General features: G+C 51.8%; 25 protein-coding genes. 15 read left to right on the top strand and 10 right to left on the bottom strand.

Going from position 1 to position 25,601, the window contains the following annotated elements; translation table 11 throughout:
• Positions 1–412 precede the first annotated feature (412 nt).
• From CHH75_RS23515 to CHH75_RS23490, 6 genes are all read left to right on the top strand, one after another.
• Positions 413–1,519, top strand: coding sequence for an ABC transporter substrate-binding protein (locus CHH75_RS23515; RefSeq protein ID WP_095264788.1), 1,107 nt, complete (start codon positions 413–415; stop codon positions 1,517–1,519).
• A 13-nt stretch (positions 1,520–1,532) separates the two neighbouring features.
• Entirely contained in the window at positions 1,533–2,552 is a 1,020-nt protein-coding gene (locus CHH75_RS23510) for a FecCD family ABC transporter permease (protein WP_244908129.1), read from the top strand.
• The gene (locus CHH75_RS23505; RefSeq protein ID WP_095264790.1) at positions 2,549–3,580 is read left to right on the top strand and encodes a FecCD family ABC transporter permease; all 1,032 of its coding nucleotides are present in this window, start codon (positions 2,549–2,551) and stop codon (positions 3,578–3,580) included. Before CHH75_RS23510 ends, CHH75_RS23505 begins: the two co-directional genes overlap by 4 nt.
• A 5-nt stretch (positions 3,581–3,585) precedes the next feature.
• Complete coding sequence (locus CHH75_RS23500; RefSeq protein WP_095264791.1) at positions 3,586–4,389, top strand: ABC transporter ATP-binding protein; 804 nt, start codon at positions 3,586–3,588, stop codon at positions 4,387–4,389.
• A 295-nt stretch (positions 4,390–4,684) separates the two neighbouring features.
• Entirely contained in the window at positions 4,685–5,785 is a 1,101-nt protein-coding gene (locus CHH75_RS23495) for a stalk domain-containing protein (RefSeq protein ID WP_095399288.1), read from the top strand.
• Between the two features lie 115 nt (positions 5,786–5,900).
• Positions 5,901–6,713 carry an undecaprenyl-diphosphate phosphatase gene (locus CHH75_RS23490; RefSeq protein WP_095399287.1) on the top strand — a complete coding sequence of 271 codons (813 nt, stop codon included), beginning with the start codon at positions 5,901–5,903 and terminating at the stop codon, positions 6,711–6,713.
• 74 nt (positions 6,714–6,787) lie between these two features.
• On the opposite strand, the gene CHH75_RS24980 is transcribed toward CHH75_RS23490, so the two are convergent.
• Positions 6,788–6,961 (bottom strand): hypothetical protein, encoded by a 174-nt coding sequence (locus CHH75_RS24980; RefSeq protein WP_176475650.1) that lies wholly within the window; start codon positions 6,959–6,961, stop codon positions 6,788–6,790.
• Positions 6,962–7,245: 284 nt separating this feature from the next.
• Here CHH75_RS24980 and CHH75_RS23485 point away from each other — a divergent pair, with 284 nt between their 5' ends.
• Positions 7,246–8,223 carry a LacI family DNA-binding transcriptional regulator gene (locus CHH75_RS23485; RefSeq protein ID WP_095399286.1) on the top strand — a complete coding sequence of 326 codons (978 nt, stop codon included), beginning with the start codon at positions 7,246–7,248 and terminating at the stop codon, positions 8,221–8,223.
• Between the two features lie 119 nt (positions 8,224–8,342).
• Here the strand turns inward: CHH75_RS23485 and CHH75_RS23480 are convergent, their stop codons facing one another.
• From CHH75_RS23480 to CHH75_RS23470, 3 genes are read right to left on the bottom strand one after another with little or no spacing between them, the layout of a single operon-like run.
• Complete coding sequence (locus CHH75_RS23480; protein WP_095264795.1) at positions 8,343–9,263, bottom strand: glycine betaine ABC transporter substrate-binding protein; 921 nt, start codon at positions 9,261–9,263, stop codon at positions 8,343–8,345.
• A 2-nt stretch (positions 9,264–9,265) separates the two neighbouring features.
• A complete protein-coding gene (locus CHH75_RS23475) occupies positions 9,266–10,099 on the bottom strand; it encodes an ABC transporter permease (protein ID WP_095264796.1) in 834 nt (277 codons plus the stop codon).
• Complete coding sequence (locus tag CHH75_RS23470; protein ID WP_095264797.1) at positions 10,092–11,294, bottom strand: quaternary amine ABC transporter ATP-binding protein; 1,203 nt, start codon at positions 11,292–11,294, stop codon at positions 10,092–10,094. The genes CHH75_RS23475 and CHH75_RS23470 overlap by 8 nt, the downstream gene beginning before the upstream one ends.
• A gap of 431 nt (positions 11,295–11,725) precedes the next feature.
• Here CHH75_RS23470 and CHH75_RS23465 point away from each other — a divergent pair, with 431 nt between their 5' ends.
• From CHH75_RS23465 to CHH75_RS23440, 6 genes are all read left to right on the top strand, one after another.
• On the top strand, positions 11,726–12,295 hold the full coding sequence (locus CHH75_RS23465) for a GbsR/MarR family transcriptional regulator (RefSeq protein WP_095264798.1): 570 nt from the start codon (positions 11,726–11,728) through the stop codon (positions 12,293–12,295).
• A 238-nt stretch (positions 12,296–12,533) separates the two neighbouring features.
• On the top strand, positions 12,534–13,274 hold the full coding sequence (locus CHH75_RS23460) for an ABC transporter ATP-binding protein (protein WP_095264799.1): 741 nt from the start codon (positions 12,534–12,536) through the stop codon (positions 13,272–13,274).
• Positions 13,271–14,296, top strand: a complete 1,026-nt coding sequence (locus CHH75_RS23455; protein ID WP_095399285.1) for an ABC transporter permease — start codon at positions 13,271–13,273, stop codon at positions 14,294–14,296. Before CHH75_RS23460 ends, CHH75_RS23455 begins: the two co-directional genes overlap by 4 nt.
• Before the next feature lie 55 nt (positions 14,297–14,351).
• The gene (locus CHH75_RS23450) at positions 14,352–15,008 is read left to right on the top strand and encodes a TetR/AcrR family transcriptional regulator (protein ID WP_095264801.1); all 657 of its coding nucleotides are present in this window, start codon (positions 14,352–14,354) and stop codon (positions 15,006–15,008) included.
• A 207-nt stretch (positions 15,009–15,215) separates the two neighbouring features.
• Complete coding sequence (locus CHH75_RS23445) at positions 15,216–15,698, top strand: winged helix-turn-helix domain-containing protein (protein WP_255223100.1); 483 nt, start codon at positions 15,216–15,218, stop codon at positions 15,696–15,698.
• A 118-nt stretch (positions 15,699–15,816) separates the two neighbouring features.
• Entirely contained in the window at positions 15,817–17,163 is a 1,347-nt protein-coding gene (locus CHH75_RS23440; protein WP_095264803.1) for an MFS transporter, read from the top strand.
• A 104-nt stretch (positions 17,164–17,267) separates the two neighbouring features.
• Here CHH75_RS23440 and CHH75_RS23435 read toward each other — a convergent pair whose 3' ends face one another.
• From CHH75_RS23435 to CHH75_RS23410, 6 genes are read right to left on the bottom strand one after another with little or no spacing between them, the layout of a single operon-like run.
• Positions 17,268–18,284, bottom strand: a complete 1,017-nt coding sequence (locus CHH75_RS23435) for a metallophosphoesterase family protein (protein WP_095264804.1) — start codon at positions 18,282–18,284, stop codon at positions 17,268–17,270.
• Positions 18,285–18,299: 15 nt separating this feature from the next.
• The gene (locus CHH75_RS23430) at positions 18,300–18,626 is read right to left on the bottom strand and encodes a DMT family transporter (protein WP_095264805.1); all 327 of its coding nucleotides are present in this window, start codon (positions 18,624–18,626) and stop codon (positions 18,300–18,302) included.
• Positions 18,627–18,654: 28 nt separating this feature from the next.
• Entirely contained in the window at positions 18,655–19,410 is a 756-nt protein-coding gene (locus CHH75_RS23425) for an HAD family hydrolase (protein WP_095264806.1), read from the bottom strand.
• Between the two features lie 10 nt (positions 19,411–19,420).
• Positions 19,421–20,791, bottom strand: coding sequence for an ABC transporter substrate-binding protein (locus CHH75_RS23420; RefSeq protein ID WP_095399284.1), 1,371 nt, complete (start codon positions 20,789–20,791; stop codon positions 19,421–19,423).
• A 23-nt stretch (positions 20,792–20,814) separates the two neighbouring features.
• Positions 20,815–21,657 (bottom strand): carbohydrate ABC transporter permease, encoded by an 843-nt coding sequence (locus CHH75_RS23415; RefSeq protein ID WP_095399283.1) that lies wholly within the window; start codon positions 21,655–21,657, stop codon positions 20,815–20,817.
• A 24-nt stretch (positions 21,658–21,681) separates the two neighbouring features.
• Positions 21,682–22,563, bottom strand: a complete 882-nt coding sequence (locus CHH75_RS23410) for a carbohydrate ABC transporter permease (RefSeq protein ID WP_413773632.1) — start codon at positions 22,561–22,563, stop codon at positions 21,682–21,684.
• Between the two features lie 165 nt (positions 22,564–22,728).
• Here CHH75_RS23410 and CHH75_RS23405 point away from each other — a divergent pair, with 165 nt between their 5' ends.
• Positions 22,729–23,301: a GbsR/MarR family transcriptional regulator gene (locus tag CHH75_RS23405; protein ID WP_095264809.1), complete on the top strand. Its 573-nt coding sequence runs from the start codon at positions 22,729–22,731 to the stop codon at positions 23,299–23,301.
• A gap of 553 nt (positions 23,302–23,854) precedes the next feature.
• Positions 23,855–25,594 carry an ABC transporter substrate-binding protein gene (locus CHH75_RS23400; RefSeq protein WP_095399282.1) on the top strand — a complete coding sequence of 580 codons (1,740 nt, stop codon included), beginning with the start codon at positions 23,855–23,857 and terminating at the stop codon, positions 25,592–25,594.
• The last annotated feature ends 7 nt before the right edge of the window (positions 25,595–25,601 follow it).

The raw sequence follows: 25,601 nt of genomic DNA, 5'->3' as shown, positions 1-25,601 counted from the left end.
GACAATCTGGGGCTCCCGGGAGGGAGCCTTTTTCATTAGCATTACGAATATAATCACACTTCTTGCACGATGTATCCATTTGTATTGATGGCGCAAGTGACCGTCGCCTCCACTTCCGTTTACCAGGTGTATCTTCTTCATGTCCCCAGATCAGGCAGCATCTCTAAGAGAATCTCAGTTTAGTACTTTACAATGTAAAATAAGGAAGATAGAATAGATGAGAGTGATAATCAATATCAATAAAAGAGGGAGATCGAGAAAAGGGGGACGTGCTAGCTTAGACTATACGAAGGATACAGATCATCTTAACATCTTACACCAGGAGTAACAGGATGGCTTTACATAGCTTGAGCAACATGCTGCAAATGTTGGATAGTTTCTCGAATTCATAAATAGAAAGGTATGAAAATCAATGACAACCGATCGTAAGTTCATCTTTAAGTCGATTGCTATGATCATGGTTCTGCTGATCGCATTGGCAGGCTGCTCCTCTAATTCGCAGACCTCCGCACCTGTATCTGAGGAAACGCCTACGACTACTGCATCGGAGGAGAATACGGAAACACCAACTACAGAAGCTCCAGAAGCTGAGGGAGCGGACGCCGAATTCCCGATCACCATCCAACATGCTTTGGGCGAAACGGTCATCGAGAGCAAGCCTGAACGGATCGCAACCATCCAATGGGCCAATCATGATGTCGTACTCGCTCTCGGCGTTGTGCCGGTAGGCTTCTCTGCCGCCAATTTCGGTGTGCAGGATGATAGCGGCCTGCTGCCTTGGACTGCCCAGAAGCTGGAGGAACTCGGGGTGACGAACCCTAACGTTTTCCAGGATACCGACGGCCTTGATTTCGAAGCGATCTCCGATTCGGATCCCGATGTCATTCTGGCCGCATACTCCGGCATCTCGCAGGAAGATTACGATATACTCAGTGAAATCGCGCCGGTTGTACCCTATCCAACAGCTCCTTGGGCGACCACATGGAGAGAGCAGGTTATTTATAACGCAACCGGGATGGGGATGAAGGCCGAAGGGGAGCAGCTTATTCAAGATACGGAGGCCATGATTGACGAAAAGTTAAGCGCATATCCGCAAATTGAAGGCAAGAAAGTTGTCTGGGTCAATTTCTCTGCGCAAGACTTGTCCCAGCTGCATATTTATACCCCTATTGATTCCCGCGTCTCCTTCTTGCATGAACTGGGGATGACGTATCCGGACAGCATTACAGAGCTCATTACAGACCCGAACAGCTACTCCTTAAAATTAAGCGCTGAGAATATCGAGGCGCTGTATGATGCAGATCTCATCGTCGGATATGGCAATGATGAGCTGTATGAAGTGCTGAAGGCCGATCCCGTGATCGGCAAGGTTCCGGCAATTGCGCGAGGCTCCGTTGCCTTTATTACCAGTGACACGCCGCTTGTAGCAGCCGGCACGCCGAATCCGCTGTCCATCGCGTTTACAATTGATGAGTATCTGGAGTTAATCGGAGGAGCTATTGACAAGATCAATGAATAGTTCTCCAGCTTTGATGAGGAAAGGTCATCGGCCGCATGTTCCGAAGCATTTTTCCATTGTCCTGTTGGTGGGGATTGTGCTGCTTGGTGCGGCCATCCTCGCTTCGTTAACGCTAGGAGCCCGAGTCGTTCGGTGGCAAGAGTTAATCGATGGCCTGTTTCATCCTCATATCGATTCCTTTGGGGCGAATGTGGTTCGGAAAAGAATTTCCCGAACCCTGTTCGGCTTGTTTTGTGGAGGAGCCCTTGGGGTTTCGGGAGCACTGATGCAGTCGGTTACGCGCAATCCGCTGGCTGACCCCAGCATCCTTGGCGTCAACACCGGGGCATCTTTATTTGTCGTTGTCGGGATTGCTGTATTCAGTATAACGACGGCTAATGAATACATATGGCTGGCACTGGCTGGCGCTGCAATAACTGCAGTCTTTGTATTCGGGATCGGCTCGATGGGGCGCGGAGGAGCTACGCCGATTAAGCTTGTGCTGGCCGGGGCGGCCACCAGCGCCGCGCTTTCTTCGCTAGTGTCGGCGATATTGCTCCCGCGTTCGCATGTGATGGATCAGATCCGGTTCTGGCAGGTCGGAAGCGTTGGAGCAGCCAGCTGGAGCTCGATTCTCACGTTTCTCCCTTTCTTAGCCGTTGGCATCGTGATTGCCGTGGTCACTGCACCGGCGTTAAATGCTTTGGCACTCGGAGATGAGGCGGCCAGCGGGCTTGGCGTGCGGACCGGGGTGCTGCGGCTTGTTGCCGCATTCGGCGGTGTGATTCTGTGTGGAGCGGCCACAGCGCTGGCTGGGCCCATAGGATTTATCGGGTTGTTAGCCACCCACGTCATGCGGCTTGTCCTGGGGCCTGATCTGCGCTACGTTATTCCGATGTCGGCTTTGGCGGGGGCCATCATCTTAACCTTATCCGATGTATGCGGCCGATTGATCGGCAGCCCGGGTGAGGTTGAGGTCGGCATTGTGACCGCGTTTATCGGGGCACCTATCTTAATCATTCTAGCGATCAGATCGAAAGTGCGTTCATTATGAAGAATCAAGCTTATGAATTTATCATGTCAGGCAGACGGCATCGACGCCGCCGCTGGTTCCTTGTTACAGGTATTCTGCTGATGCTTGCATGCATGCTATGTACGGCCATGTTGCTGCTCGGCAATACCATTTACCCGGTCCAGGATGTCATTCGGGCCCTTTCCGGCGAGCAGATCAAGGGAGTATCCTTTGCCGTTAATACGATTCGACTGCCAAGAATGCTGGCTGGGCTGTTTGCAGGTTTTGCATTTGGCATCGCCGGCTATATATTTCAAACGATGCTTCGCAATCCTCTGGCCAACCCCAATGTCATCGGAATCACGTCAGGTTCGAGCGCTGCCGCCGTATTTTTCATTACGGTGCTGCATTCCGGCCGGACTCTCGTATCTATTGCCGCTGTTGTCGGCGGCCTGGCCACGGTCATTGTGATGTACGTATTATCCAGAGGCAAATCGTTTTCCATCGGACGCTTGATCCTGGTGGGCATTGGCATACAAGCGATGCTGGATGCTGTGGTATCGTATCTGTTAATCATTAGTTCACAGCAGGATTTGCCGGCGGCGTTCCGATGGCTCAGCGGCAGTCTGAACGGTTCACAAATGCATGAATTACCGCCTCTTGTTCTCACGGTTCTGGTATGCACCCCCATGCTGATCATGCTGGGCAAACACTTAAGTTTACTGGAGCTGGGTGAACAGTCAGCCACATCGCTTGGCGTGAATACCGACAAGACGAGGGCCGCGCTCATCGTAGGCGCCGTCTTTATGATTGCTATTGCTACCGCGACGACAGGGCCGATCGCTTTCGTTTCCTTTCTGGCAGGACCGATCGCCAATCGATTGGTTGGAATCGGGGCTTCCAACCTGATTCCGGCCGGGCTTGTCGGGGTGAATTTGGTGCTGGCAGCAGATTTGATCGGACAATTTGCTTTTGTGTACCGATTCCCGGTGGGCATCATTACCGGAATCCTTGGCGCGCCTTATCTGGTCTATTTGCTAATCCGAATGAATCGAAAGGGAGATCTATAACGATAATGAAACAGACACATGTGTTGCAGGCGGAGCAATTAGTAGCAGGTTATGACCAAAAGCCGATCATTCACGGGATAGACCTGACGATTCCCAGCCACAAAATAAGCGTAATTATAGGGGCCAACGGCTGCGGCAAATCTACGCTTCTGAAAACGCTGGCACGGCTGATCAAGCCGATATCGGGATCGATAACGCTGGACGGCAAAGGGATCGGTAGAATCCCTTCCAAACAGCTGGCGCGCATGATCGGCTTGCTGCCGCAATCTCCGATCGTGCCGGAGGGCATTTCGGTGGCCGATCTGGTTGGCCGGGGGCGCTTTCCGCATCAGTCCTTGTTCAGCGGCTGGTCAAAAAAGGACACAGAAGCGGTAGCCGAAGCGATGAGCATTATGAATATTGTCGAGTATGCCAACCATCATATTGACGAGCTTTCCGGCGGACAAAGGCAACGCGTCTGGATTGCCATGGCGCTGGCGCAGCAAACTGATATTCTATTCCTTGATGAACCGACCACGTTTCTCGATATTACCTATCAGGTGGAGATTCTGGATCTGCTGACAGACTTGAATCGGAAGCATGGCACCACGATTGTGATGGTGCTCCATGATATTAATTTGTCCGCGCGTTATGCGGATTATATCTTTGCCATGGACAGCGGAAGGCTCGTTGCCGAAGGACCCCCGTCCGAGGTCATTACAAGCGCCATGGTGAAGGATATTTTCGGCCTGGATTGTGTCGTTATTGCGGATCCGCTGTCAGGTTCTCCTTTCGTCATCCCGAAGGGCCGGCACCACATGGACTGCTGACCTCAGATCCTCGGGGATAGCGAGGCATGAATTTATGTTATTCTAATCGCATTTTAAGCTTATATTAAGATTGGCGTCCTAATATAAAGATACCCCTTAACATAGATGCAGAAGCCCCTTCGAACCGAGATCCGAAGGGGCTTCTTCGCGTGTGCATGCAGGATGATCACATCAGGCATGGCCGCAAGAAAGATGGTCACAAGCTTGTCTCCAAATTGTTACAATCAAGTAATGTAAAGCGATTTTTCTCCCCTTATAATTGAAGAAGCAGCTTATTCATGGGGGGAATCAGACATTGAAATCGTACATCATCGCAGGCATTACCGCTTTACTGCTTATCGTCATTATGAGCCAGCTGCTTCAGGACCGCGTGCAAGCGCAGGATGAGGCAGCCCCAATCGTGATTGTGGACGGGGAAGCTGTTCCTTCGCCAGGGTATCCTTTTTATTCCGGTGATATTTTATATGTCCCGGCAAGGGTGATGGGGACGTACTATCCGTATACTTTCCGTTGGGATAATGCGGAGAAAAGCTTGCAGCTTGATGCACCGGACGGAGTAGTTATCCTCAAGAGCGGCAGTAGAGAGGTAACTGTGCATGGCGAAGCTTTGTTTCAGCTTGATGCACCGGTACTGCTTCGGCAAGGGCATGTGTACATTCCGGTCGATTCCCTCTCATCGTTGACCGGGGCAGAAGTAACGTATCGTTCTATCGAGGATGTGACAATTACATCGGGATCGGTCAGCATCAGTGTCCGGGAACCGAAGGAACCGCTGGCGACCGCAGAGGACAGCAGCTACAAGCTGTATGCTGCCTTGAAGGACAGACAGAATTACAGAGGCTTCATTCTGGAGGCCGGAGCTGCCCGCTATTCCTACGATTGGCAGGCGCCTAGGCTGCCGAGTTATGAACCGGTACTGCATGCGGAAGATGTGGACGGGGACGGCCAGCCGGAGGTTGTTGTCATATTCACGACCGGGACTGGCACAGGGCTGCACATGGAAGAAATTCATGTGGTAGATCCGCGGGACGGTCAAGAGATTCCGGTGTTGTCTGCAGAGCAGGCGGCCGATGAATGGATTGAATCCCGCATCACCCTGGAAGGCTCGGAGCTGGTTATTGACGTGAAGCTTAAAGGGGAGACGCCACAGGCATGGTCGTTCCGAATTCCGGATGTTGAGCCGGGCGATCATTATAACAGCCGGATCGGTGTTGGCGGGGTTATCTATTACGATGTGGACGGCGGGAAGCTGACGGCCGAAGCTGCCGCTAATATTGGATTCGCGAATTATATCGGAGATTTTGAGTTCGAGTATGACCGGTCAGAGCGCGGGTTCGAGCCGGTTGCCGTCACTTTCCATCCGTTCCCGGAATTCGAGAAATACCGCATTCGCTAACGTGATGGTACCCTTGCTCTCCGGACTGAAATCGATCCGGGTTTGCCCCTTCCCTATGATTTACGATATGATAGATTGGAATGTAAAAATGATCATAAGATAGAGTGGGAGAACTATGGAAGATTTAATATTGTGGTTAAAGTATCTCGTGCTAGGCATTATTCAGGGGGTGACGGAGCCGATTCCGGTATCCTCCAGCGGGCATGTTATCATTGCCCAGCGGTTGATGGGTATGGAGCAGAACGGGTTGTCATTTGAAATATTGACGAATACGGCTTCGCTTGCAGCCATCCTGTTTATTTATCGCAAAGACATCGCTCGATTGATCGTGAACGGACTCGCTTTCTTGCGGACGCGCAAGGCCGAGTACAGATCGGATTTTATGTTTGTGCTGTATATCGTGATCGGTACGATCCCGGCGATGGTGATCGGACTGCTGTTCAAAGAGCAGATTGAAGCTGTATTTTCCTCCGTACATACCGTGGCAATTGCGCTCTTGTTCACCGGGGTTGCGCTATGGCTGATCCGGAACCTTCGCGGCCGCAAGCGGGACGGGGATCTGTCGGTGAAGGACGCGGCTATCGTCGGTTTGGCGCAGGCCGTAGCGCTTATACCGGGCATCAGCCGCTCGGGTGCTACCGTCATTGCCTCGGTTGCTGTCGGCATGAAACAGGATACCGCGCTGCGCTTTGCCTTCATGCTGTACATCCCGGTCAGTCTCGGCGGTGCGGTGCTTGGCGTGTCGGATATTATGGGCGATCCTGAACGCTCAACACTGTTTGTGCCTTATCTTATCGCATTTGTAGCTACGTTGATATGTACGTATTTTGCCATGAAATGGCTGATGAACATTATGGCCCGCGGCAATCTGAAATACTTTGCGTACTACTGCTTCTTGGCGGGAACCTTGCTGTTGATCTTTTTGTAACTCATCAGGTTGAATGTGACAAGAACAATCGTGGCCTTGCCTTTTGTGGCGAGGGACGGTTGTTTTTTTTCGGGTTAATCGTCCTTATTCTTGTTGCTTCGATTGGCCGCGATAACAAATGCGATGATCACGAGCGGAATAAAAATGAACCAGGGAATATGAATCGATGTCTGCAACAGAATAGCCACCAGCAGTAGCAAGATCATGCCCACGATAATATAGAGGCAGCCTCTTCCGAATGTTTCCAAATCCATCAGCTCCTTTTGTTGTGATTATACGCGGAGAGAGAGTCTAAGTTTCATGGAGGTTACGGAAATTTCAGTCGGTACAAACGGGGGCTCTTCTGCATGCCATCACGCCCTGGTGGTCACGCTGACATGCAGAAGAGCCCCGCAGCTTTAACATACAGGATGAAACGCATTTCAGAGCAAGCTTTTTGTGTGACATGTTGCGGAAGGTTTTGAACATCGCTTCGCATTCATGGTAGTATGCAGACATGGAAGTCAGCGGTGAAAGGGGCTTATGACGGACGATGGCGAATATTAAAGAGATTGCCAGACAGGCAGGGGTGTCGGTGTCAACCGTATCGCGGGTGCTGAACAATCACCCCTACGTGAGTGAAGAGAAGCGTAATCGAGTTATGGATACGATAAAGCAGTTGAAGTATGCCAGAAACATGAATGCCGTCCACCTGATCACAGGCAGGACGATGAATATCGCGATTATGCTGCCGTTTGTCAACCATGTTTACTTTTCCGCCTTGATGGAAGGGGTGGGGAAAGGAGCGTTATCGGCCAGCTACCGGCTTATTTTGTGCCAGACGGGGTACAGCCAGGATAAGGAGCGGGAAGCGCTGGATATGCTGCGAAACCGCGAGGTGGACGGCATCGTGGTGCTGTCATCCTCCATTTCTCCGACAGAGATTGAGGCATACTGTGCGTATGGGCCGGTCGTATGCTGTCAGGATGCCGGAGAGAGGCGATTCTCATCCGTGTATATCAACCATACCGAAGCGTTTCGAAAGGCGATTCGGTATCTGATCCGCAAGGGCCATCGGCATATCGGCTTTACGGTGGGGAGAATGGACAGTCCGAGCACGGAGGCGAGGCTTATTGCTTACCGGGAGATGCTGGAGGAGCTGGGAGAGCCTTATCGCAAGGAATGGATACTGGACCGGTGTTTGGATATTGAAGACGGGGCAGCGATTATGGAGCGATTGTTCGTCATGAAGGAGCGCCCCAGCGCCCTGCTGGTGACGGGGGATCACGTTGCGGCCGGACTGATATATGAAGCGGAGCGGCGGGGGGTTAGCATTCCGAAGGAGCTGGCTGTGATCGGCTTTGACAATCATCCGATAGGCCGGATGCTCGGACTCACCACCATTGATAATCAGCTGCTGCAGATGGGGGAGATGGCCTTTGCGATATTGCATGAGCATATTGAAGGCACCCAGACCGCACCTGTCCGCCATGAGCTGGACTTTGAGCTGATCGAACGGGCCTCGGTCTGAATAGGCACGCCGAAACACCTGAAAGAAGATAGACAGGCGAATGCCTGAAAACGCCCCGATCCTTCTGCACAGGCAGAAAGGATCGGGGCGTTTATTAGATGGAACAATCTTCGATGCTGTTAGTTGGCAAGATCCTCAATCGAGGTAATGTCCATATAAGCTGGAACGACCAGGCCGGTTTTTACACCTTCCATGTTGGCGCCAAGGTCTTCAACTTGATCCTGGAATTGATTCCAGTAGTCGGCGTGCGTCAGCGGCAGCCATGCGGCAACCGTAGCGTCCACATCGGCGTTGGCAACACCCGTCCACATTGGGCCGGCTTCGACCTGAAGGGCCGTTACTTTAAAGCCAAGTCTGTCTTCCATAATCACTTTCAGCAGGTTGGTGCTTGCAATTTCGGAATCCCAAGCGACATAGCTGAATTTGAACTCTGTACCGTCTACAGGATTCACGCCTTCAGTCCATTCGTCCACCCGGTCGCTGTTGGCTTCCGCCCAAGCGCGAGCGGCTTCCTCAGGGTCCTGTCCTTCTTGGATAGCTGTCATAATTTCGCCCATCTCATCGGAAGTCCATTTGAAGTTGCTCAGGAACTGATAGGCTTCCGGCTGGTCCTCTTGAAGGCCGAGACGAACCACGGTATGGATTTCTTCGGCTTCACCATAGACCAGCTTTGGATCCTCCAAATATTTCAGATCATACTTGGCGAACATCCAGTGTGGTGTCCAGCCTGTAATGATGATGGGCTCTTCATTCTTGAGCGCTTTATCCAGCGTAGCTGTCATCGCAGCACCGGAGCCTTCCACAAGCGTCCAGTCGCTCAGACCGTATTCCTCGATAGCGGTAGCGGTTGCTTTCATAATACCTGCGCCTGGATCAATACCGATGATTTGATGATTCACTTGAGATCCGACAGAAGCGGAAGACTCTCCCTCACCCGTTCCTCCGTTGTTGCCCTGATCACTGTTAGTTCCGCTGTTACATGCGGACAGCATCAAGACGGCGACAAGGCTAAACATCAGCCAAAGCTTCGTTTTTTTCATGCTTAAGCACCCCTCTTTTTAGATTTAAATATATTTTGTGTAAAGCGGTCCAGCACAATCGCCAAGATGACGACAGCCAGGCCGGCTTCAAACCCTTTACCAATCTGCAGCTGGGTAACTGCGCGATACACCTCGGCGCCAATACCTTGCGCACCGATCATGGAGGCGATGACGACCATCGACAGGGACAGCATGATCGTCTGGTTAATCCCTGCCATCAAGGTTGGCAGTGCCAGCGGCAGCTGAACCTTGAACAGCTTCTGCGCCGATGTGGAGCCGAAGGCGTCTGCGGCCTCGGTCAGTTCGCCGGATACTTGCATAATGCCAAGACGGGTCAGGCGAATGGTTGGCGGAATCGCGAAGATAACGGATGCGATCACGCCCGGTACCACGCCCAGGCTGAAGAATGTAACCGCAGGCAGCAAATATACGAACGCCGGCATCGTCTGCATAAAGTCCAGAATCGGAATCAAGATGCGTGATGCGGTCTTGCTGTAGGCGGTCAGAATGCCTAGCGGCACACCGAGCAGTACGGATATCAAGGCCGATGTAATGACCAGACTGAGCGTGCTCATCGTCTGGGACCAGTAGCCCAGATTATCAATGACGAGGAAACCGATGGCCGTGAACAGCGTCAGCGGCAGTCGACCCAGGAACCAAGCAAGCACCGCCAGAATCAGGATGAACAGATAAGGATGCGGCAGCATGAATACATAATTGAAGAATCCAACAACCTTTTGAATAATGAATGCAATCGTATCAAATAATCCGGCGAGGTAAGTCCCCATCCAATCAACGAGTGATTCAATCCAGCTTGCGAGCGGGATTTTAGGCATCTTGCTTCACCTCCTCGCTCTTGCTTTCGCCAGCCAAGGCGCCAAGAACGGCTCCGCGCACGATCACGCCGAGAAGTCGGCCGTTGTCGTCCACAACCGCCAGTGGAACCTTGGACAAGCTGGTGATTTCAAACAGTTCATTCAGTAATGTATCCGGTCCAACCTTCGGGCCGTCCGTGACGAGAATGTCTTCCAGTTTGCGATTGTTGCGCATCGCGTCCGAAGCGTCTTCGGCGGTAATGACACCGAGCATCTTCTTCGTGCGGTCAATGACAAACAGGTTGGAGATGCCGCGTTCACGCATCAGCTCCAGCGCAACCCGCGGTCCGCGATCCGGCGTGATGGTTTCCGGACGACGCATGACATGGGCGGCTGTCAGCACCTTGGACAGATCGACGTCTTCTACGAAGCGTTCTACATAATCGTTGGCCGGCTGGGTCAGAATTTCCTCAGGCGTGCCGATCTGCACGACAGCGCCATCCTTCATAAGGGCGATGCGGTCTCCGATTCGGAGCGCCTCGTCCAGGTCATGGGTGATGAACACGATCGTTTTCTTCATTTTGTCCTGAAGCTCAATCAGCTCATCCTGCATATCCCGGCGAATAAGCGGGTCAAGTGCGCTGAACGCTTCGTCCATGAGCAGAATCTCCGGATCATTGGCGAGCGCTCTGGCGAGCCCGACGCGCTGCTGCATGCCGCCGCTAAGCTCGTGAGGCATTTTGTCCTCCCAGCCCTTCAGACCTACAAGCTCCAGAGCGGTCATCGCTTTATCACGCCGCAGCTTTTTATCGACTTTCTGGATCTCGAGCCCGTACTCCACATTGTCAATCACCGTCCGGTGCGGGAACAGGGCGAATTTCTGGAACACCATGCTGATCTTCTTGCGCCGAACCTCGCGCAGCTGCTCCTTGTTCATCTTTCTCAAATCTTTGCCGTGAATAAGAATTTCTCCCGATGTCGGTTCGATCAACCGATTTAGCAAACGGACAAGGGTAGACTTGCCGCTCCCTGATAGCCCCATAATGACAAAAATTTCGCCTTGCTGAATATCGAAGCTGACTCGGTTCACCCCGACCGTAATGTTTTTTTCTTTTGCTAAACGGGCTTTGCTAAAGCCTTGCTCCAGCAGCTCCAGCCCTTGCTCGGCATGTGGCCCGAACAATTTGCTAACTTGTTTTACTTGCAAAATAGCCAAAAGTACTCCTCCTTTTTATATGGATAGCAGCGTACGTCACGATGTCAGTACGTTGATCTGTCGAATTGAAATGAGTCATATGGCCATCCTATATCCGTATTCGTCCCGGTCATATGAGTATGGACCCGCGACTGTAAACCCATGGAATTCATTGTAACAATCGATTCGTAAAGTATCAAACGTTATATCCGTACGTAAAGTACGTACAGAAAAAACTGTACAAAGTTATCCTTGAGATAACTCCAAGATGCTCCGATATCCTCCTGAATGGAGTTCTTTACTTTTAAAATGGCTTTACCTACAATAAGACAAGAGAAAGTGTGATTAGCTGGAGGAGAATCTGTCACGTACAGGAGATACTGCCTGTATCAAGGGATTTGTCGCTTTTGTCACTACTTCTTGGATGGTCACTGAAAGAGGAGGCTGCAAGCATGGGCTTGTACCATTTAGATGAGGTTCGGCAGGCAGCCGTGCAAAAAATCCGCAAGCGCGTGATTGAAAATATCGGACGCAACATGGATTTGTACGGCATCTCGATCTCAACGGGACATTTGTACGGTCTGTTATTCTTTGCTGACAAACCGATGAATCTCGATGAGATGGGACAGGAAATGAGGATGAGCAAAACGAGCATGAGTACCGGCGTGCGTACGCTGCTCGATTATAAAATGGTAAACAAGGTATGGGAGAAAGGCTCCCGCAAGGATCTGTACGAGGTGGAGTACGATTGGTACCAAACCTTTGCCGATTATTTTGATATTAAATGGCGGAAATCCGTAGAGAGCAATATTCTGGTCCTTCGCAAGGCGCTCGAGGAGATCGAGAAGCTGATGAAGGAGCATGAGGACGATGAAGAGCTGCATGCTGTGCTTCAGGCAGATCGTGCGAAAATGCGGGAGGCTGAGGCGTATTACCGTTGGCTGGATCGATTGATTGATACTTTTGTGGACGGTGATATTTTCAAGCTGGTTCCGAAGGAGCCTCCGGAAGACCATTCCTGATATCTTCACCATGTAGAGGGAAAATATAATTATCGAAGGCAATGTTTGCCTAAACGAGGTACAACCTGATCCGTCGGGTTGTGCCTTTTTTTCATGATCAGGAGTCCCAAAGTGAAGTTCTTAGAAAATATAACAATTTAGGCATGTTATGAGTGAGTACTCACTTTACATGTGACTTGTGTTGATTTATGATTAAAGTGAGTAATCACTCATCATTACGTGAAAAGAGGGTGACAAAATGCATGTCGATGATGTCCATGAGAAGATTGTATCGATCAACCAGGTATCGAAAGCGTATGGGAAGCAGGAGGTGCTGAGTCAAATTTCCTTAAATATTTACAAGGGGGAAATCTTTGGCTTGCTAGGGCCATCGGGAGCGGGAAAGAGCACGTTGGTGAAAATGCTGACCGGTTTGGAAGTGCCAAATGAGGGGGACACGTATCTTTTTCAACAAAAAATGCCTTCGTTAAAATTGATGGAGCGAATTGGTTATATGGCCCAGTCGGATGCACTATATGGCGAGCTGACCGCGAAGGAAAACCTTGAGTTTTTCGGTGCTCTCTTCGGTTTGAAAGGAAAGGCGCTGCAGCGAAGAATCGATCATGTGATGAGCATTGTCGAGCTTACCGAGCATCTGAATAAATCCATTCACCATTATTCAGGAGGCATGAAACGAAGGTTATCACTTGCGATTGCCTTGCTCCACGAGCCGGAGCTCTTAATTCTCGATGAACCGACGGTTGGAATTGATCCGGTCCTGCGAAAAAGAATCTGGGATACCTTTTACGAATTAAATGATAAAGGAACGTCGATGATTGTTACGACGCATGTCATGGGAGAAGCCGAGAAATGCCACAGGCTCGCTTTGATTCGGGACGGCGGGTTAATCGCTGTGGGGACACCCGAGCAGTTAAAGGCGCAGACCCATTCTTCCTCGATTGAAGAAGCGTTTCTGGCTTATGGAGGGGTGAAGGCATGAGAATACAAGCGCTGGTGATCCGTATTTTAAGACAGATTATGCGGGATAGGCGAACACTCGGATTGCTGATATTTGCTCCGATTGCGATTTTAACGATGCTTCATCTTGTGTTTAACGGTGGGGATTATGTTCCGAAGGTAGGTCTCATTCAGATTCCTGACGCGGTGGAGGCGCAACTGGACCAGAGCGGTGCTGACATTACGAAATACACCGATGCCGGGCAAGCCAATCAAGATATCGAGAAGCGGAGGATCGACGGTTATATCAGGTTTGACCATGGTTCCCCCTCCGTTGTGCTGGAAGGCAGCGATCCGAATGTGAACGGCGCTGTCATCCGGTGGATTCAACAGGCCGTGGCCCCGTTGCAACCGGGAGGTTCAACGAATCTGGAGATGACATTCATCCACGGTTCGGCAGAGATGAGTCAATTCGATTATTTTGGGCCCGTATTGTTAGGCTTCTTTATTTTCTTTTTTGTCTTTTTAATTGCGGGAGTATCCTTTTTAAGAGAACGAACCACCGGGACGCTGGAGCGGCTGTTATCGAGCCCTTTGCGAAAATGGGAAATTGTTGCCGGCTATATTGTCGGGTTCGGGATCTTTACGATGATTCAAGCTGCGCTTATTGCCTCCTATGCTATTTATGTGCTGGGGATGCTGATGGAGGGGCATTTCATTGACGTACTTGTGATCACGCTGGTCCTTTCTCTCACCGCATTAACCTTGGGAATTTTGCTCTCGGCCTTTGCCAATAATGAACTGCAAATGATTCAGTTTATCCCTATTGTCATCGTTCCACAAATCTTTTTCTCCGGACTGTTTAATTTGGAGACGATCTCTGATTGGCTCAACTGGATCGGCCCGTTTACACCGCTCTATTACGCTGCCGAGGCGCTGCGGAATGTGATGATCCGCGGGTACGGGTGGGGAGATATCTATATGGACATTTTAATGCTCCTCGGTTTCTCGGTATTGTTCATGTTCCTGAATATCGCGGCTTTGCGGAAGTACCGAAAGATTTAGCATCTGTGGCTATAATCCATTACAATAAAGGTACTATGGAATGAAGGAGTTTACGATGAACGGTCCGGACAATCTTATTGAAGAAATTTTTGAACAGAGTGACGAGCTTACAGAGAAGCAGAAGAAAATCATTCTGGCTGCGATCCAGTCGTTTGCCGAAAAAGGGTACGCCTCGACCTCGACAAGCGAAATCGCCAAAAGCGCCGGGGTTGCGGAGGGAACGATTTTCCGCCATTACAAAACGAAAAAGGATTTGCTTTATTCCATTATCGAGCCGATGCTGAAGAAATTTATTGCTCCTTTTGTCATTAAAGATATGGAAAAGGTTCTTAATGAAAAGCATGCTTCCTTTGAAGACTTTTTGAGGGCGATGATCGAGAACCGGATCAGTTTCCTTTCCAAGAATATGCTGTTGTTTAAAATTCTGATTCAGGAAATTCCCTTTCAACCGGAGCTAAAGGCCCTGTTTAAAGAGCATATTGGAACGAAGGTCATCACCCGATTCACGCAGGTGGTTGAGCATTATCAAGAAAAAGGGGAGCTGATTGATGCCCCGCCTCTCACGATCATTCGCCTGACCGCTTCAGCGATCTTCGGCTATCTAATCGTTCGCAATCTCCTGCTGCCCGAGCTGGACTGGGATGATCAAGCGGAAATCGATCAGACGGTTCAGATGATTATGCATGGAATTGCCGTGCCCAAGCAAGCGTGAACATGAAGATATATATGCGAGTATAAAGAATTTTTGGAGCCGCCTATTTACAAATGGGAATAGGTGGTTTATTATTATCACATCGATCTAGAAAATTAGAACGAACTACAATAGTGGTACGAACAACAAATACAGATTGAACAATGAAATTAGAACCGCCCCTATACTAAGAACGGAGTGATCTTGATGGAGCAGAATCCGAATCAAATGTTTGACATTACGGTGGAACAGGCTAAATTGCTCGGCAGCGCCCAGCGCGTGAAAATTATCGGCTGTCTTGTCGACATCCCCAAAACCGCTAAGCAGGTAGCTGATGAACTTGGGGAGTCACCGGGAAGCATTCATTACCACATTCAGAAGCTGTACGACGGCGGGCTGATCGAGCTGGTGGATACGCGGACGGTTGGCGGGATCGTGGAGAAATATTACAAGTCGAAGGGGAAGTGGTTCAATACATCCAGTAAGGAACTGGTCGATCCCGTTCTGTCTGACAGCTATAATGCGGCTTCCAGCACGAAGATGCAGCTGCGCTTGCAGTTGACAGAGGAGCAGCATGAGGAAATGACCCGGGAGTTTAAGCTCCTTCTGGAAAAATGGGTGAACCAAACGATGGCCACAAAAGGGCAAGACAGCAAGGAATATGCCATCGGCGTTAATGTCGTTTCGATCGAAGAAGCATCCTCCCAATAGAGGCCGCTTCTTCAATATTAGCAATGATGCGGTTTTTCCGGCGGCTCGGCCTCATTAAGATGAGCACAGCGCCGACTTCTTTTGTCTGAATATACAGTGAACAGGAGAGTTCTGAACGATGAATATATTGAAAAACCGCAATTTTTTGCTGCTGTTTATCGGCCGCATCCTGACCAATATTGGAGACAGCTTGTATGCCGTTGCTGCCATGTGGCTCGTGTATGATCTGGGCGGCTCGACCCTGTACACAGGGTTGGCCGGGTTTCTGTCCATCCTGCCCCGGATCATTCAGATTTTCTCCGGCCCGCTCATTGACCGCGTTCCGCTTCGAGGGCTGCTCGTATACACACAGCTGATTCAGGCCGGGCTGCTCCTGATCGTTCCTGCAGCTCACTATATGGGGTTTCTTACCGTAGGGCTGGTGCTGACCATCACGCCGATCATGAGCACACTTAACATGTGGGTCTATCCCGCCCAAATGTCCGCATTACCGAAAATCCTGGACAAAAAGCAGCTGACACAAGGCAACTCGTTATTCACGCTGGCTTACCAAGGCATCGATGTGGCCTGCAATGCGATTTCGGGCGGATTGATTATCCTGCTGGGCGCGGTTTCCCTGTATCTGTGGAACGCTGTCGGTTTCTTCATCGGCGCGGTTCTGTTCGCGCAGCTTCGCATTCACAGTGCTTCTAGTTCTTCTAACAATGATCTAACAACATCAAGGGAAACGCAGGTCAAAGACAGCACAGCCACTTCAACGAGCACCGATTCATTCAAATCCTATATGGAGGATATGCGCTTCGGACTGCGTTTCCTCCTCGGCTCGCCGCTAGCCCGTGTTCTGCTTGGCATGATTATGATTAACGCGGTGGGCGGAGCGACGTTCACCGTCATGCCCGCATTCGCCGACAGTCTCGGCGGGGCCGGTATCTATGGCATTCTTCTGATGGCGCAAGCCTGCGGCAGTTTGCTTGGCGCACTGGCGGCGCCATACCTGAAGCTGGAGAAGTTCAGGCTTGGGGTAATTTACGGCGTCGCGTTCTTTGTCATGGGGGCGGCCTGGGCACTTAGCGTGTTCACGCCATGGACCTGGCTGGTTGTATTGACCTATGGATTGGCCTGGTTCCCGGGCGGAATTACCAATGTCATTATCAACACGGTGATTCAGAAGACGATCCCGCAGCAGCATATGGCTACCGTATTTGCCGCTTCGAATGGGCTAAGCGGGATTGCAAGCCCGCTGGGAAGCCTGATTGGCGGCAGTCTGGGGCTCCTCCTGGCCAGCTCCTCCATCATAGCGGGCAGCGGCCTGATCGTCCTGCTGATCGGAGTGCTGTGGCTGCTTGATCCGGTCACCCGGAAGCTCCCGCCTCCGGACCGTATGGATGAGTCGCTGTTTGCTCCGCTGCAATCCGCTGCGCAGGAGCGCAGGGAACAGGCCAACCCGGCAGCACCGCCCGCATAGGAGCCGAAGGCTGGAACGCTGCATCCATGAACAAACCCCCGCTGACCGCACGATGCGGCTCACGGGGGGAATGAACGAGGATGGATCCGGTCACGCTATTTAATTCACTTGTATGCTTGATGCGCAATCGTATATTCGATCCCATCGATCCAGTCGGAAGCGCGGTAATCTCTGCCGCGCACAACCGTGCGGTCTTCATAGACATCGACGACATAGCCCTGGGAGCCTTCCTTCCGCTGGTCCTCATCCGTCCACAGGTAGGCCACGGAGGCGCAATTCAGCATGCTTGGCGAGGATGCCGTCGCCGGCACGTACGTATAAGGCGAGCCAAGCTCCCAGTGGGTATGGCCGGTGAACAGCACGACCCGGGGATGCTTGCTCAGGATGCGCTTCAGCTCCTCATCCTGACGAACACCGTACCATTGCTGATGGGCGAGCGAGCCGGACACCGTATCCAGCAGCGGCTGATGCAGGAATAGAAATATCGGCAGTTTGGCGTCCGGAACAGCGTCCAAGGTACGTTCGAGCCAAGCCAGCTGCTCTTCGCTGAATTCGCAGAATAACGGATCATTCGTCTCACTGCCGATGAATATAAAATGGGCTCCGCGAATGACATGATGATGATAGGGACCCGCCTGGCCGGTCGCTTGCAGGAAAGCGGCGATGCGGTTGTCCCATGTGCCTGCCGCTTCATGGCCCTGCTCCATATAGGCCGGAGGCAATAGATCCGCGTATTCCTCCGGAATGGCGGCCAGCCCGGCATGAGCTGCCTGGAGCCCGAGCTTGGCTGCCTCTTCGGCAAGCGCAGCTCCCGCGTGGCTGGCGAGATAGGTCTTTAGATCCTGCGGAGAGATCGTGCCGACATCATGATTGCCCTGCACGGTGTAAAGCGGAGGGAGCTTGCCCTGAAATTCCGCCAGGATGGCGGCATAACGCCGGTATTCTCCCGGATAACCATGGTTCGTCAAATCCCCGGCATGGGCAATGCAGGCGCTGTCCGGAAAATGCTCGGCAATGTCCTGCAATGCCAGCCTGAAATGATGATTGTACAGATGTCCTTCTTCTTCCTCGATATGCGTATCGGTGAGAACATGGAATCGAAATAAACGCTGATTTGTCATGTGCAGTACCTCCCCTTATCCGTGAGCGGATTGACTGAAATTAAGCCCGACTACGCCTGCGACAATGACGACGATCCAGAATACCCCGGCTAGCGTTATCTGCTCCTTGAAGAGCAGGGTGCCGGCCAGGGTGATGAGAATAATGCCGACACCTGACCACATCGCATACACGAGGCTGACTTTGAGATAGGCCAGAGAAAAGTTCAAACAGGTGAAGCTGACTGCATAACAGGCAAACATCACGATGGAAGGCAGGAGATTGGAAAATCCGGCCGAGTACTTCATCGCGAGGGTCCCTGCGAATTCAAAGAAAATTGCAATGAATAACCATAACCATCCCATTCGTAGTCGTCCTTTTTCTAGTGTAAGTTTAGGCTGTAATCGTAAGCTGCCCGTAGTCCTCGAAGCAGGATGTGGCATGTGTAATGACGGACCCGCCGGGTGACAGCTTGCCAAGGCGGACCGCCAGGCCGGCGCTGTGGGCCATGCTCATGTCGCTGGATGTGTCCCCGATCATAACGGCCCGGGTAAGATCCACCTGATGGCGGCCGGCCGCAAGCTCAAGCATATCCGGATAGGGCTTGCCGCGGACAACCTGGTCGGTTCCGATGATATCGGTAAAATAATGCGCCATCCCCAGCCACTGCATCTGTTTAACCGCAGTATCGGTTTCATCTGCCGTTACGATGAACATCGGAATCCGGAGCCTTGCCGCCTCCTCCAGGAACCGGCCTGCGCCAGGCAGAAGCCGCACGCGGCGCTCCAGCTCTACAGCCTTGTCGGCGTAAGCCAGGCATGACCGGCTCACTTTGATCGCCTCGAACCATGGCATGCCAAGCTCATAGCTGGAGAAGGTCAGAATCGTCTCCAGCTGCGCCACGGTTCCCATCGCGAGCGGTCCATTCCGGTCAACATCGGCGCCATGCGCAAGCATGCCGATCCGGGCCGGCATGTTCGCCGCTGCCTCGTATCCCTGCTCGGCCAGCTGAATAGCATATTGGCGGAGCGCTTGCTCCGCCCAATATCCCCAAGTATGCATGAAGTCGATGAGGGTGCCATCCTTATCCAGGAAGACGGCCTCCACCTGCCACTGCAGCTCGTTTAAATAAAGTTGTGCCATGTTCATGTTCGTCCTCTTACTGCTTGTAATGGGCGTCAAGGGCCGCTTGCGCCTCGGCCTGTGCTTCTGCCAGCGCTTCGGCTGCCGGAAGGTTGGATATCTGCACCTTATCGGCGGCCGTAGCGAGCGCGTCGGAAATTTTGCCGCCTGTCGGGTCAACGAACGGGCGGGAAGCATGGGTCGCCTGCGACAGAGGTACAGTAATCTGAGGGTTCTCTTTAGCGAAATCCGCGAATGCAGGATCATTCTGAGCGGATTCACGCACGGCAATGTAGCCGGTATTCATGGACCAGGAAGCGGTGTTCTCCGGCTTCATGAAAAACTTGAACCACTCATAGGCTGCAGCCTTCTGTTCTGGCGATGCGGCTGCTGGAATGCCAGCCAGGATGGCCTCTGCGACCGGCTTGCCTTGGCCGTGACCTTCCCAGCCCGGCTGTTCCATGGCCGCGATGATGGAGAAATCAAGATCGCCCTGGTCACCGCTGGAGCCTGTGTAGCCTGCAGCGAAGCCCTGCATGACGTCATCAATCGTTTTGTACCAATATTCCCAGCCGGTTCCGCCATGGTGAATGCGCATGATCTGATCCTCATGAATCCACTTGCGGAAGTAATCCCAGGTGTCTACCCATTCATCGGTTGTGATCGTCACGGTCCGGCCATCCTCGCTCAGCACCGAGCCGCCTTTGCTGAATACAGCATCCATCATGTTCTCCTTGCCCCACATCGGCTCCCAGCCGTAGAACGTTGTCGTACCGCCATCCTTCTTCGTCATCTTGGCGGCCGCTTCGGCGAGCGCCTCCCAAGTGGTCAGCGTAGCCGGATCAATGCCGTGCTCTGCCAGAATATCCTTGCGGTAGTACATCACTTGCGTTGTGCCGTACATCGGCAGGAAGTATTGTTTGCCGTCGACCTGGCCTTGTTCCAGGAAGGTGGGAATGACATCCTCTTTATTGAAGTCGGAATCCCCCGCGATATAGCTGTCCAGCTCTTCAAAATATCCCCGTCTTGCCCATTCGGCGTTGGACGAAAGAACCGCGGCCGGCACATTGCCGGCTGCAATCGCCGCCTGCAGCTTCGTGGATGTCTCCGAGTAGCTGGCCTGTACCAGGCCTTTGACCACAATGTTGTCCTGAGATTCGTTAAAGGCCGCAATGAGGCGCTCCATATTCTCGCCAAGGTTGCCCCCGAGGCCGTACCAGAATTCAATTTCAACCGGTGCATTCGAAGCTTCGGATGCCTCGCCTTGATTCGGCTGGGCGCTTGGTGCGCTGCTGCTTCCTCCGTTGGATGATGATGACCCGCAGGCAGACAGGAAGATCATGACACTGATCAGGGCGATGGATAACCAGGGTTTGGATGTTTTTAGCACAGCAGATTTCCTCCTCATATCTATCGATTATAATGGGGTTGTTAACCTTTTGTTGCTCCGGCTGACAGATTGACGCTTTGAATAATCGTTTTCTGTGTGAACAGAAACAGTACCAGGAGCGGCGCGATGGTAAGCGCGCTTGCGGCCATAATCAGCGGCCACTTGAGTCCGTATGCACCTCCTTCAACGAAGAAACTGCGCAGCCCGGCCGATACGAGATGCAGATTGGGATCATTGGTGATCAGCATCGGCCAGAAGTAGTTGTTGTATTGTTCAATGAAAGTAATCAAAGCAATGACCGCAAAGAACGGTTTGGTAAGTGGCACCAGGATGCGGAAGAGCACGGTCAGGTGACGGGCTCCATCCATATGGCCTGCTTCGATCAATTCACCGGATACCTGGAGAAAGGCTTGTCTGATCAGAAAAATCGAAAATACGCTGACACAGTTGGAGAAGATCAGACCTTGATAGCTGTTGAGCATGTTCAGTTCATTCAGAATGAGATAGCTTGGCAAATACGTGGCGGTTGCCGGGATCATATACCCGAGCACAATCGCTGCCGTGAACACGCCCTTCAGCCGGAATCGCATATGGGTGATGGCATAGGCATACATGGCCGAGTTGACCACCTGGCACAAGACGATGGTGGTAGCGACGAAGAAGCTGTTCCATACATATTGGCTGAACGGAGCGGCGTTCCAGGCGTCCATGAAGTTATGCCATAACGCCTGCTCAGGCAGAAGCGTGGGCGGGAAGCTCCATATTTCCTCATTCGTTTTTAATGCGCTGCTGACCATCCATATAAACGGGAACGCCATCATTATGGAGGCGGCTGCCAGCACGAGATGATGAATGCTTTGTTTCAAACGGGCGTAGAGCGCCATGCATCGGTACCTCCTTTTTCTGGACTAAGCATTGTAATGCACCGTTCTCTTGCCAACCCAGAAGCTTAACAGGGAGAGCAGCAAGCAGAAGAGAACAAGCGTCATGGCGACCGTTGACGCTTCTCCAATCTCATAGGACTGGAAGGCGGATTGATAATACATGTACAGGATCGTTCTCGTGGATCCGGCTGGCCCGCCCTGCGTCAAAATATTGATCTGATCATACGCCTGCAGCGCCGAGATCGTTTGGACGATGAACAGGAAGAAGGTGGTCGGCGAGATGAGCGGCAGCGTGACGTACAAGAAACGCTTCACACTGCCCGCCCCGTCAAGCGAGGCTGCCTCCAGGAGCGGCCTGGGCACATTGCGGATCGCCACCATGTAGAAGATCATGCTCCAGCCGGCCGATTTCCATATTGTCACAATCAGAACAGCAACGAGCGCCCAATGCGGATCCTCCAGCCACCGAACCGGAGCAGCGCCGAACCATCCGAGGACCGTGTTGGCCAGCCCGACCCGCGGCTCATAGATCCAGGACCATACGATGGATACCGCAACCGTCGGCGTGACCCATGGCGAGAACATGAGCGTGCGGTAGATGAAGCTCCCCTTCAGCCTGTCGCTAAGCAGCAGCGCGAGGGACAAGCCGCCGAGGATGATCGGAATGACGCTGCCGGCGCAGAACCAGAGCGTGACGCGCACCGTATCCCAGAACTTCTTGCTGCTGAACAGCGCCTGGTAATTCTCGAAACCGACGAAGGTTTTGACCGGATTCATGAAATCCCATTCCATAAAACTCAAATAGGCGATATAGCCGAATGGAATGAACCAGAACAGCATTAAAGGGATGAGTGCAGGAAGCATGAAGCCGAAGGCCTTGATATCATTCATGAATTTGCTGGTCACATTAACCCTCCTGATGATTCAAAATTATTTGAACTAATGCTAAAATAAAGATGTAAATTCGTGGTTTATTATCATTGTTCAAAATATTTTGTACGTTCAGTGTAAGTGAGAACCATTAAAGGAATGTCAAAACAGCGCGAGAATTTTGTAAAGTTTGGAGTTGGAATGATGGAAAAAGACAAGCCGCTGGAGGAACAATACGAGCAGGCGAAGCATGAGGTGATCGAGGCGATCGCCCAGACGATGGACTTGTACGGCGTCAATCATACCTTTGGCACCTTGTACGGGGTAATGTATTTTGAGGAAAAAGAAATGACCCTGGAAGAGATGCAGCAGAAGATGAACATGAGCAAGAGCAATATGAGCTACGCCATTCGCTCGCTGCTGTCCTCCCAGATGGTGACGAAGCTGGACAAGAAGCAGGTTAGAAAGGATCAATATATCGCGGAGACTGACTTTTTCAAAGTGTTCCAAAATTTTTTCGGCAACAAGCTCCAGCGCGAGATTGACGTCATGTCCCTCGCCATTGACGAAGCGATCGGGGCATGGAGCAGCATCATCCTGAGCCCGGACGCAAGCGAGGAGCTGCGCAGCCTGTGCTTGCAAGACATGTTCAAGCTGCAGGAAGCCAAGGCGTATTATGAATGGCTGCAACGATTTGTGAACCACCTGCAGGACGGAACGCTGTTTCAGCTGCTGCCAACCGATGCTTCCGAGTCCTCCGGGCAGCCGAAATAGACTTTAAACCAACACATTCTCTTCATAGGAGGGTGTGTTTTTTTGTGGAAGAAGAAGATGTGTCCTGATCTTCGGCTAACGAGGGGTTAACCAGAAAGTGATCGCTCAATGATTTCTGTCTAGGGAGAAATAATTTATAGTACGCTATTTACAGAAAGTATAAAACTGGATAAAATGATTGTAATGCTGCGTCGCACAAGCATAATTCGCACTTTTCTTATTGGTATTATGCTGATAGTTCCATTATTTTCAATTTAAAGGGGGAGAAGGGAGGAGAACAGCCGAAGGCTTCTGTTTCATGCTTATGCTTCATGGTTGATGTTGTGATGATCAAGGTGGCAGTCGGGCTCATCAGTTAGTGCAACACTACGCAGTTGCTGTCTGTCTTGGTGCGGATCGACTCTTCCGTAAAGTCAGCGGTCTATTACTATTATAATTCATACTTATCGCATTGGAATTATTGTTTTTTTGGCATTGCCAGATTCGTTGTATGTGGGTTGCGAGTTCGGCAGTATCGGTGCAGTATCAAATCTAATGTTAAAAGGTGGTTGCCATGAAAAAACAACGATACATAGCGTTTGTTCTGTTATTGATCTTATCTCTGTTAATGGCTGCATGCTCTTCAGGCTCTTCTGCCAATGAACCTGCTGATTCTTCCGATCCGGGCAGCAGCAATGAGACGTCGGCGGAGACGCCGTCGGAACCGCAACCGGCTGCGCTTACAGAGCGGCTTGCTGCAAGTGACCTGTCCAAGCTTCCGGACAGAGCGAAGCAGCGGGACGACACGATCATTGTCAGCCTTGTGAATCCAAGCGGGGCGTTCACGCCTTATTTCACCCAGGTCGGGTATGACGGAAATGTCAACAGCGTGCTGTATACGCCGCTGGTCAAGGTCGATCCGAACGGCCTCCCGGTTCCCGGACTGGCTGAGCGGTGGGAGATTTCCGAGGACGGACTGACCTATACGTACTATCTCCGCGAAGGCTTGAAGTACAGTGACGGCTCGCCGATGACGGCCGAGGATGTCGCGTTCACCTGGACGCTGCTGCATGATCCTTCTTATGACGGCATCAACACGGTGGTGGAGTCAAGAATAGTGGGCGGGCAGGATTACAAGGATGGAAAAGCAGATGCCATCGAAGGGATCCAGGTGATTGACGAGCGCACGATTTCGGTGACGCTGGAGGAGACGAACGCAACGGCATTGACGGTGCTGGGCGGACAGATTTTGTCCAAGGCTTACTACGGTAAAGACTATACGTTTGGCAATCTGGACTATATCAAGGATCTACACGCGAATCCGATTACGAATGGCCCTTACAAGCTGGAGCGCTTCATTCCGGGCCAGGAAGTGCGGTTTGTGGCCAATGAGCATTACGTGTTCGGCAAGCCGAAAACAGAATATTTCATCTACAAAACAAGTGAAGGCGATACCTGGCAGTTCGTTGAAACGGGCGAAGTGGACTACGGCAGCTTCACCGCGACCGAGGATAACCTGGAACGGCTGACAGGCCTGGGCTTCCTGGACCTGATTCCAAGTACGGCAAGCAACTACGGATACAACCAGCTGAACCTGGAGCGGGATCACCTGCAGGATAAGCGCGTTCGCCAGGCATTGACCTACGGGCTGGACCGCCAGCTCATATATGTCGAGGCCAGACAAGGCGCCGGCCAGCTGGCTAACATTCCTTCCTCGCCGATTCTGTGGTCGTACACGGAGGAGGACATCAATCCGTATCCGTATGATCCGGAAAAAGCGAAGGAGCTGCTGGATGAGGCAGGCTGGGTCGTTGGCGCCGACGGCATTCGCCAGAAGGACGGCCAGAAGCTGCGCATCAATTATCTCGGGTCCAAAAGCGAAAGCACCGACATCTTCATCGCAGTGGCGTCGGAGAATTATGCCGAGATTGGCGTTGACTTCGTGCCGGAGCAGTTCCCGGATTTCAACACGCTCTCTGCCAAGGTGAGAAACGGCGATTATGATATGGCGTCCTTCTCCACAACGATCATCAGCGATCCGTCCCAGGGGGTATTCCGCTTCACGAAAGGGCAGACCCCTGGCTATGACAACCCGGTCATCGATGATCTCTATGCGAAATCGCTGGCTACGAGCGACATTGAGGAGCGCAAGGCAATCTACCATGAAATGTTCAAAATTCTGAACGACGAGCTGCCCGTCATGTTTACTAGCTACAGCAAACAGATTGTGGCGATCAACGGACGCATCGGCGGATTTGAGCTGAACCCGCTGTCCGGCATCGGCTTCAGCCTGGCGGATTGGGAGTTGAAGTAAAGCTTTA

The organism is Paenibacillus sp. 7541 (assembly GCF_002276395.1).
Taxonomy (GTDB): Bacteria; Bacillota; Bacilli; order Paenibacillales; family Paenibacillaceae; genus Paenibacillus_AQ; species Paenibacillus_AQ campinasensis.
The sequence above is the reverse complement of the archived record's forward strand: the minus strand, read 5'-3'. Positions and strand labels throughout refer to the sequence as shown.

What these genes read in the sequence shown, in the direction of transcription:
- CHH75_RS23515 (WP_095264788.1), top strand. Translation starts at nt 413, where the DNA reads ATGACAACCGATCGTAAGTTCATCTTTAAGTCGATTGCTATGATCATG.
- CHH75_RS23510 (WP_244908129.1), top strand. Translation starts at nt 1,533, where the DNA reads ATGAGGAAAGGTCATCGGCCGCATGTTCCGAAGCATTTTTCCATTGTC.
- CHH75_RS23505 (WP_095264790.1), top strand. Translation starts at nt 2,549, where the DNA reads ATGAAGAATCAAGCTTATGAATTTATCATGTCAGGCAGACGGCATCGA.
- CHH75_RS23500 (WP_095264791.1), top strand. Translation starts at nt 3,586, where the DNA reads ATGAAACAGACACATGTGTTGCAGGCGGAGCAATTAGTAGCAGGTTAT.
- CHH75_RS23490 (WP_095399287.1), top strand. Translation starts at nt 5,901, where the DNA reads ATGGAAGATTTAATATTGTGGTTAAAGTATCTCGTGCTAGGCATTATT.
- CHH75_RS23485 (WP_095399286.1), top strand. Translation starts at nt 7,246, where the DNA reads ATGGCGAATATTAAAGAGATTGCCAGACAGGCAGGGGTGTCGGTGTCA.
- CHH75_RS23480 (WP_095264795.1), bottom strand. Translation starts at nt 9,263, where the DNA reads ATGAAAAAAACGAAGCTTTGGCTGATGTTTAGCCTTGTCGCCGTCTTG.
- CHH75_RS23475 (WP_095264796.1), bottom strand. Translation starts at nt 10,099, where the DNA reads ATGCCTAAAATCCCGCTCGCAAGCTGGATTGAATCACTCGTTGATTGG.
- CHH75_RS23465 (WP_095264798.1), top strand. Translation starts at nt 11,726, where the DNA reads ATGGGCTTGTACCATTTAGATGAGGTTCGGCAGGCAGCCGTGCAAAAA.
- CHH75_RS23460 (WP_095264799.1), top strand. Translation starts at nt 12,534, where the DNA reads ATGCATGTCGATGATGTCCATGAGAAGATTGTATCGATCAACCAGGTA.
- CHH75_RS23455 (WP_095399285.1), top strand. Translation starts at nt 13,271, where the DNA reads ATGAGAATACAAGCGCTGGTGATCCGTATTTTAAGACAGATTATGCGG.
- CHH75_RS23450 (WP_095264801.1), top strand. Translation starts at nt 14,352, where the DNA reads ATGAACGGTCCGGACAATCTTATTGAAGAAATTTTTGAACAGAGTGAC.
- CHH75_RS23445 (WP_255223100.1), top strand. Translation starts at nt 15,216, where the DNA reads ATGTTTGACATTACGGTGGAACAGGCTAAATTGCTCGGCAGCGCCCAG.
- CHH75_RS23440 (WP_095264803.1), top strand. Translation starts at nt 15,817, where the DNA reads ATGAATATATTGAAAAACCGCAATTTTTTGCTGCTGTTTATCGGCCGC.
- CHH75_RS23435 (WP_095264804.1), bottom strand. Translation starts at nt 18,284, where the DNA reads ATGACAAATCAGCGTTTATTTCGATTCCATGTTCTCACCGATACGCAT.
- CHH75_RS23430 (WP_095264805.1), bottom strand. Translation starts at nt 18,626, where the DNA reads ATGGGATGGTTATGGTTATTCATTGCAATTTTCTTTGAATTCGCAGGG.
- CHH75_RS23425 (WP_095264806.1), bottom strand. Translation starts at nt 19,410, where the DNA reads ATGAACATGGCACAACTTTATTTAAACGAGCTGCAGTGGCAGGTGGAG.
- CHH75_RS23420 (WP_095399284.1), bottom strand. Translation starts at nt 20,791, where the DNA reads ATGAGGAGGAAATCTGCTGTGCTAAAAACATCCAAACCCTGGTTATCC.
- CHH75_RS23415 (WP_095399283.1), bottom strand. Translation starts at nt 21,657, where the DNA reads ATGGCGCTCTACGCCCGTTTGAAACAAAGCATTCATCATCTCGTGCTG.
- CHH75_RS23405 (WP_095264809.1), top strand. Translation starts at nt 22,729, where the DNA reads ATGATGGAAAAAGACAAGCCGCTGGAGGAACAATACGAGCAGGCGAAG.
- CHH75_RS23400 (WP_095399282.1), top strand. Translation starts at nt 23,855, where the DNA reads ATGAAAAAACAACGATACATAGCGTTTGTTCTGTTATTGATCTTATCT.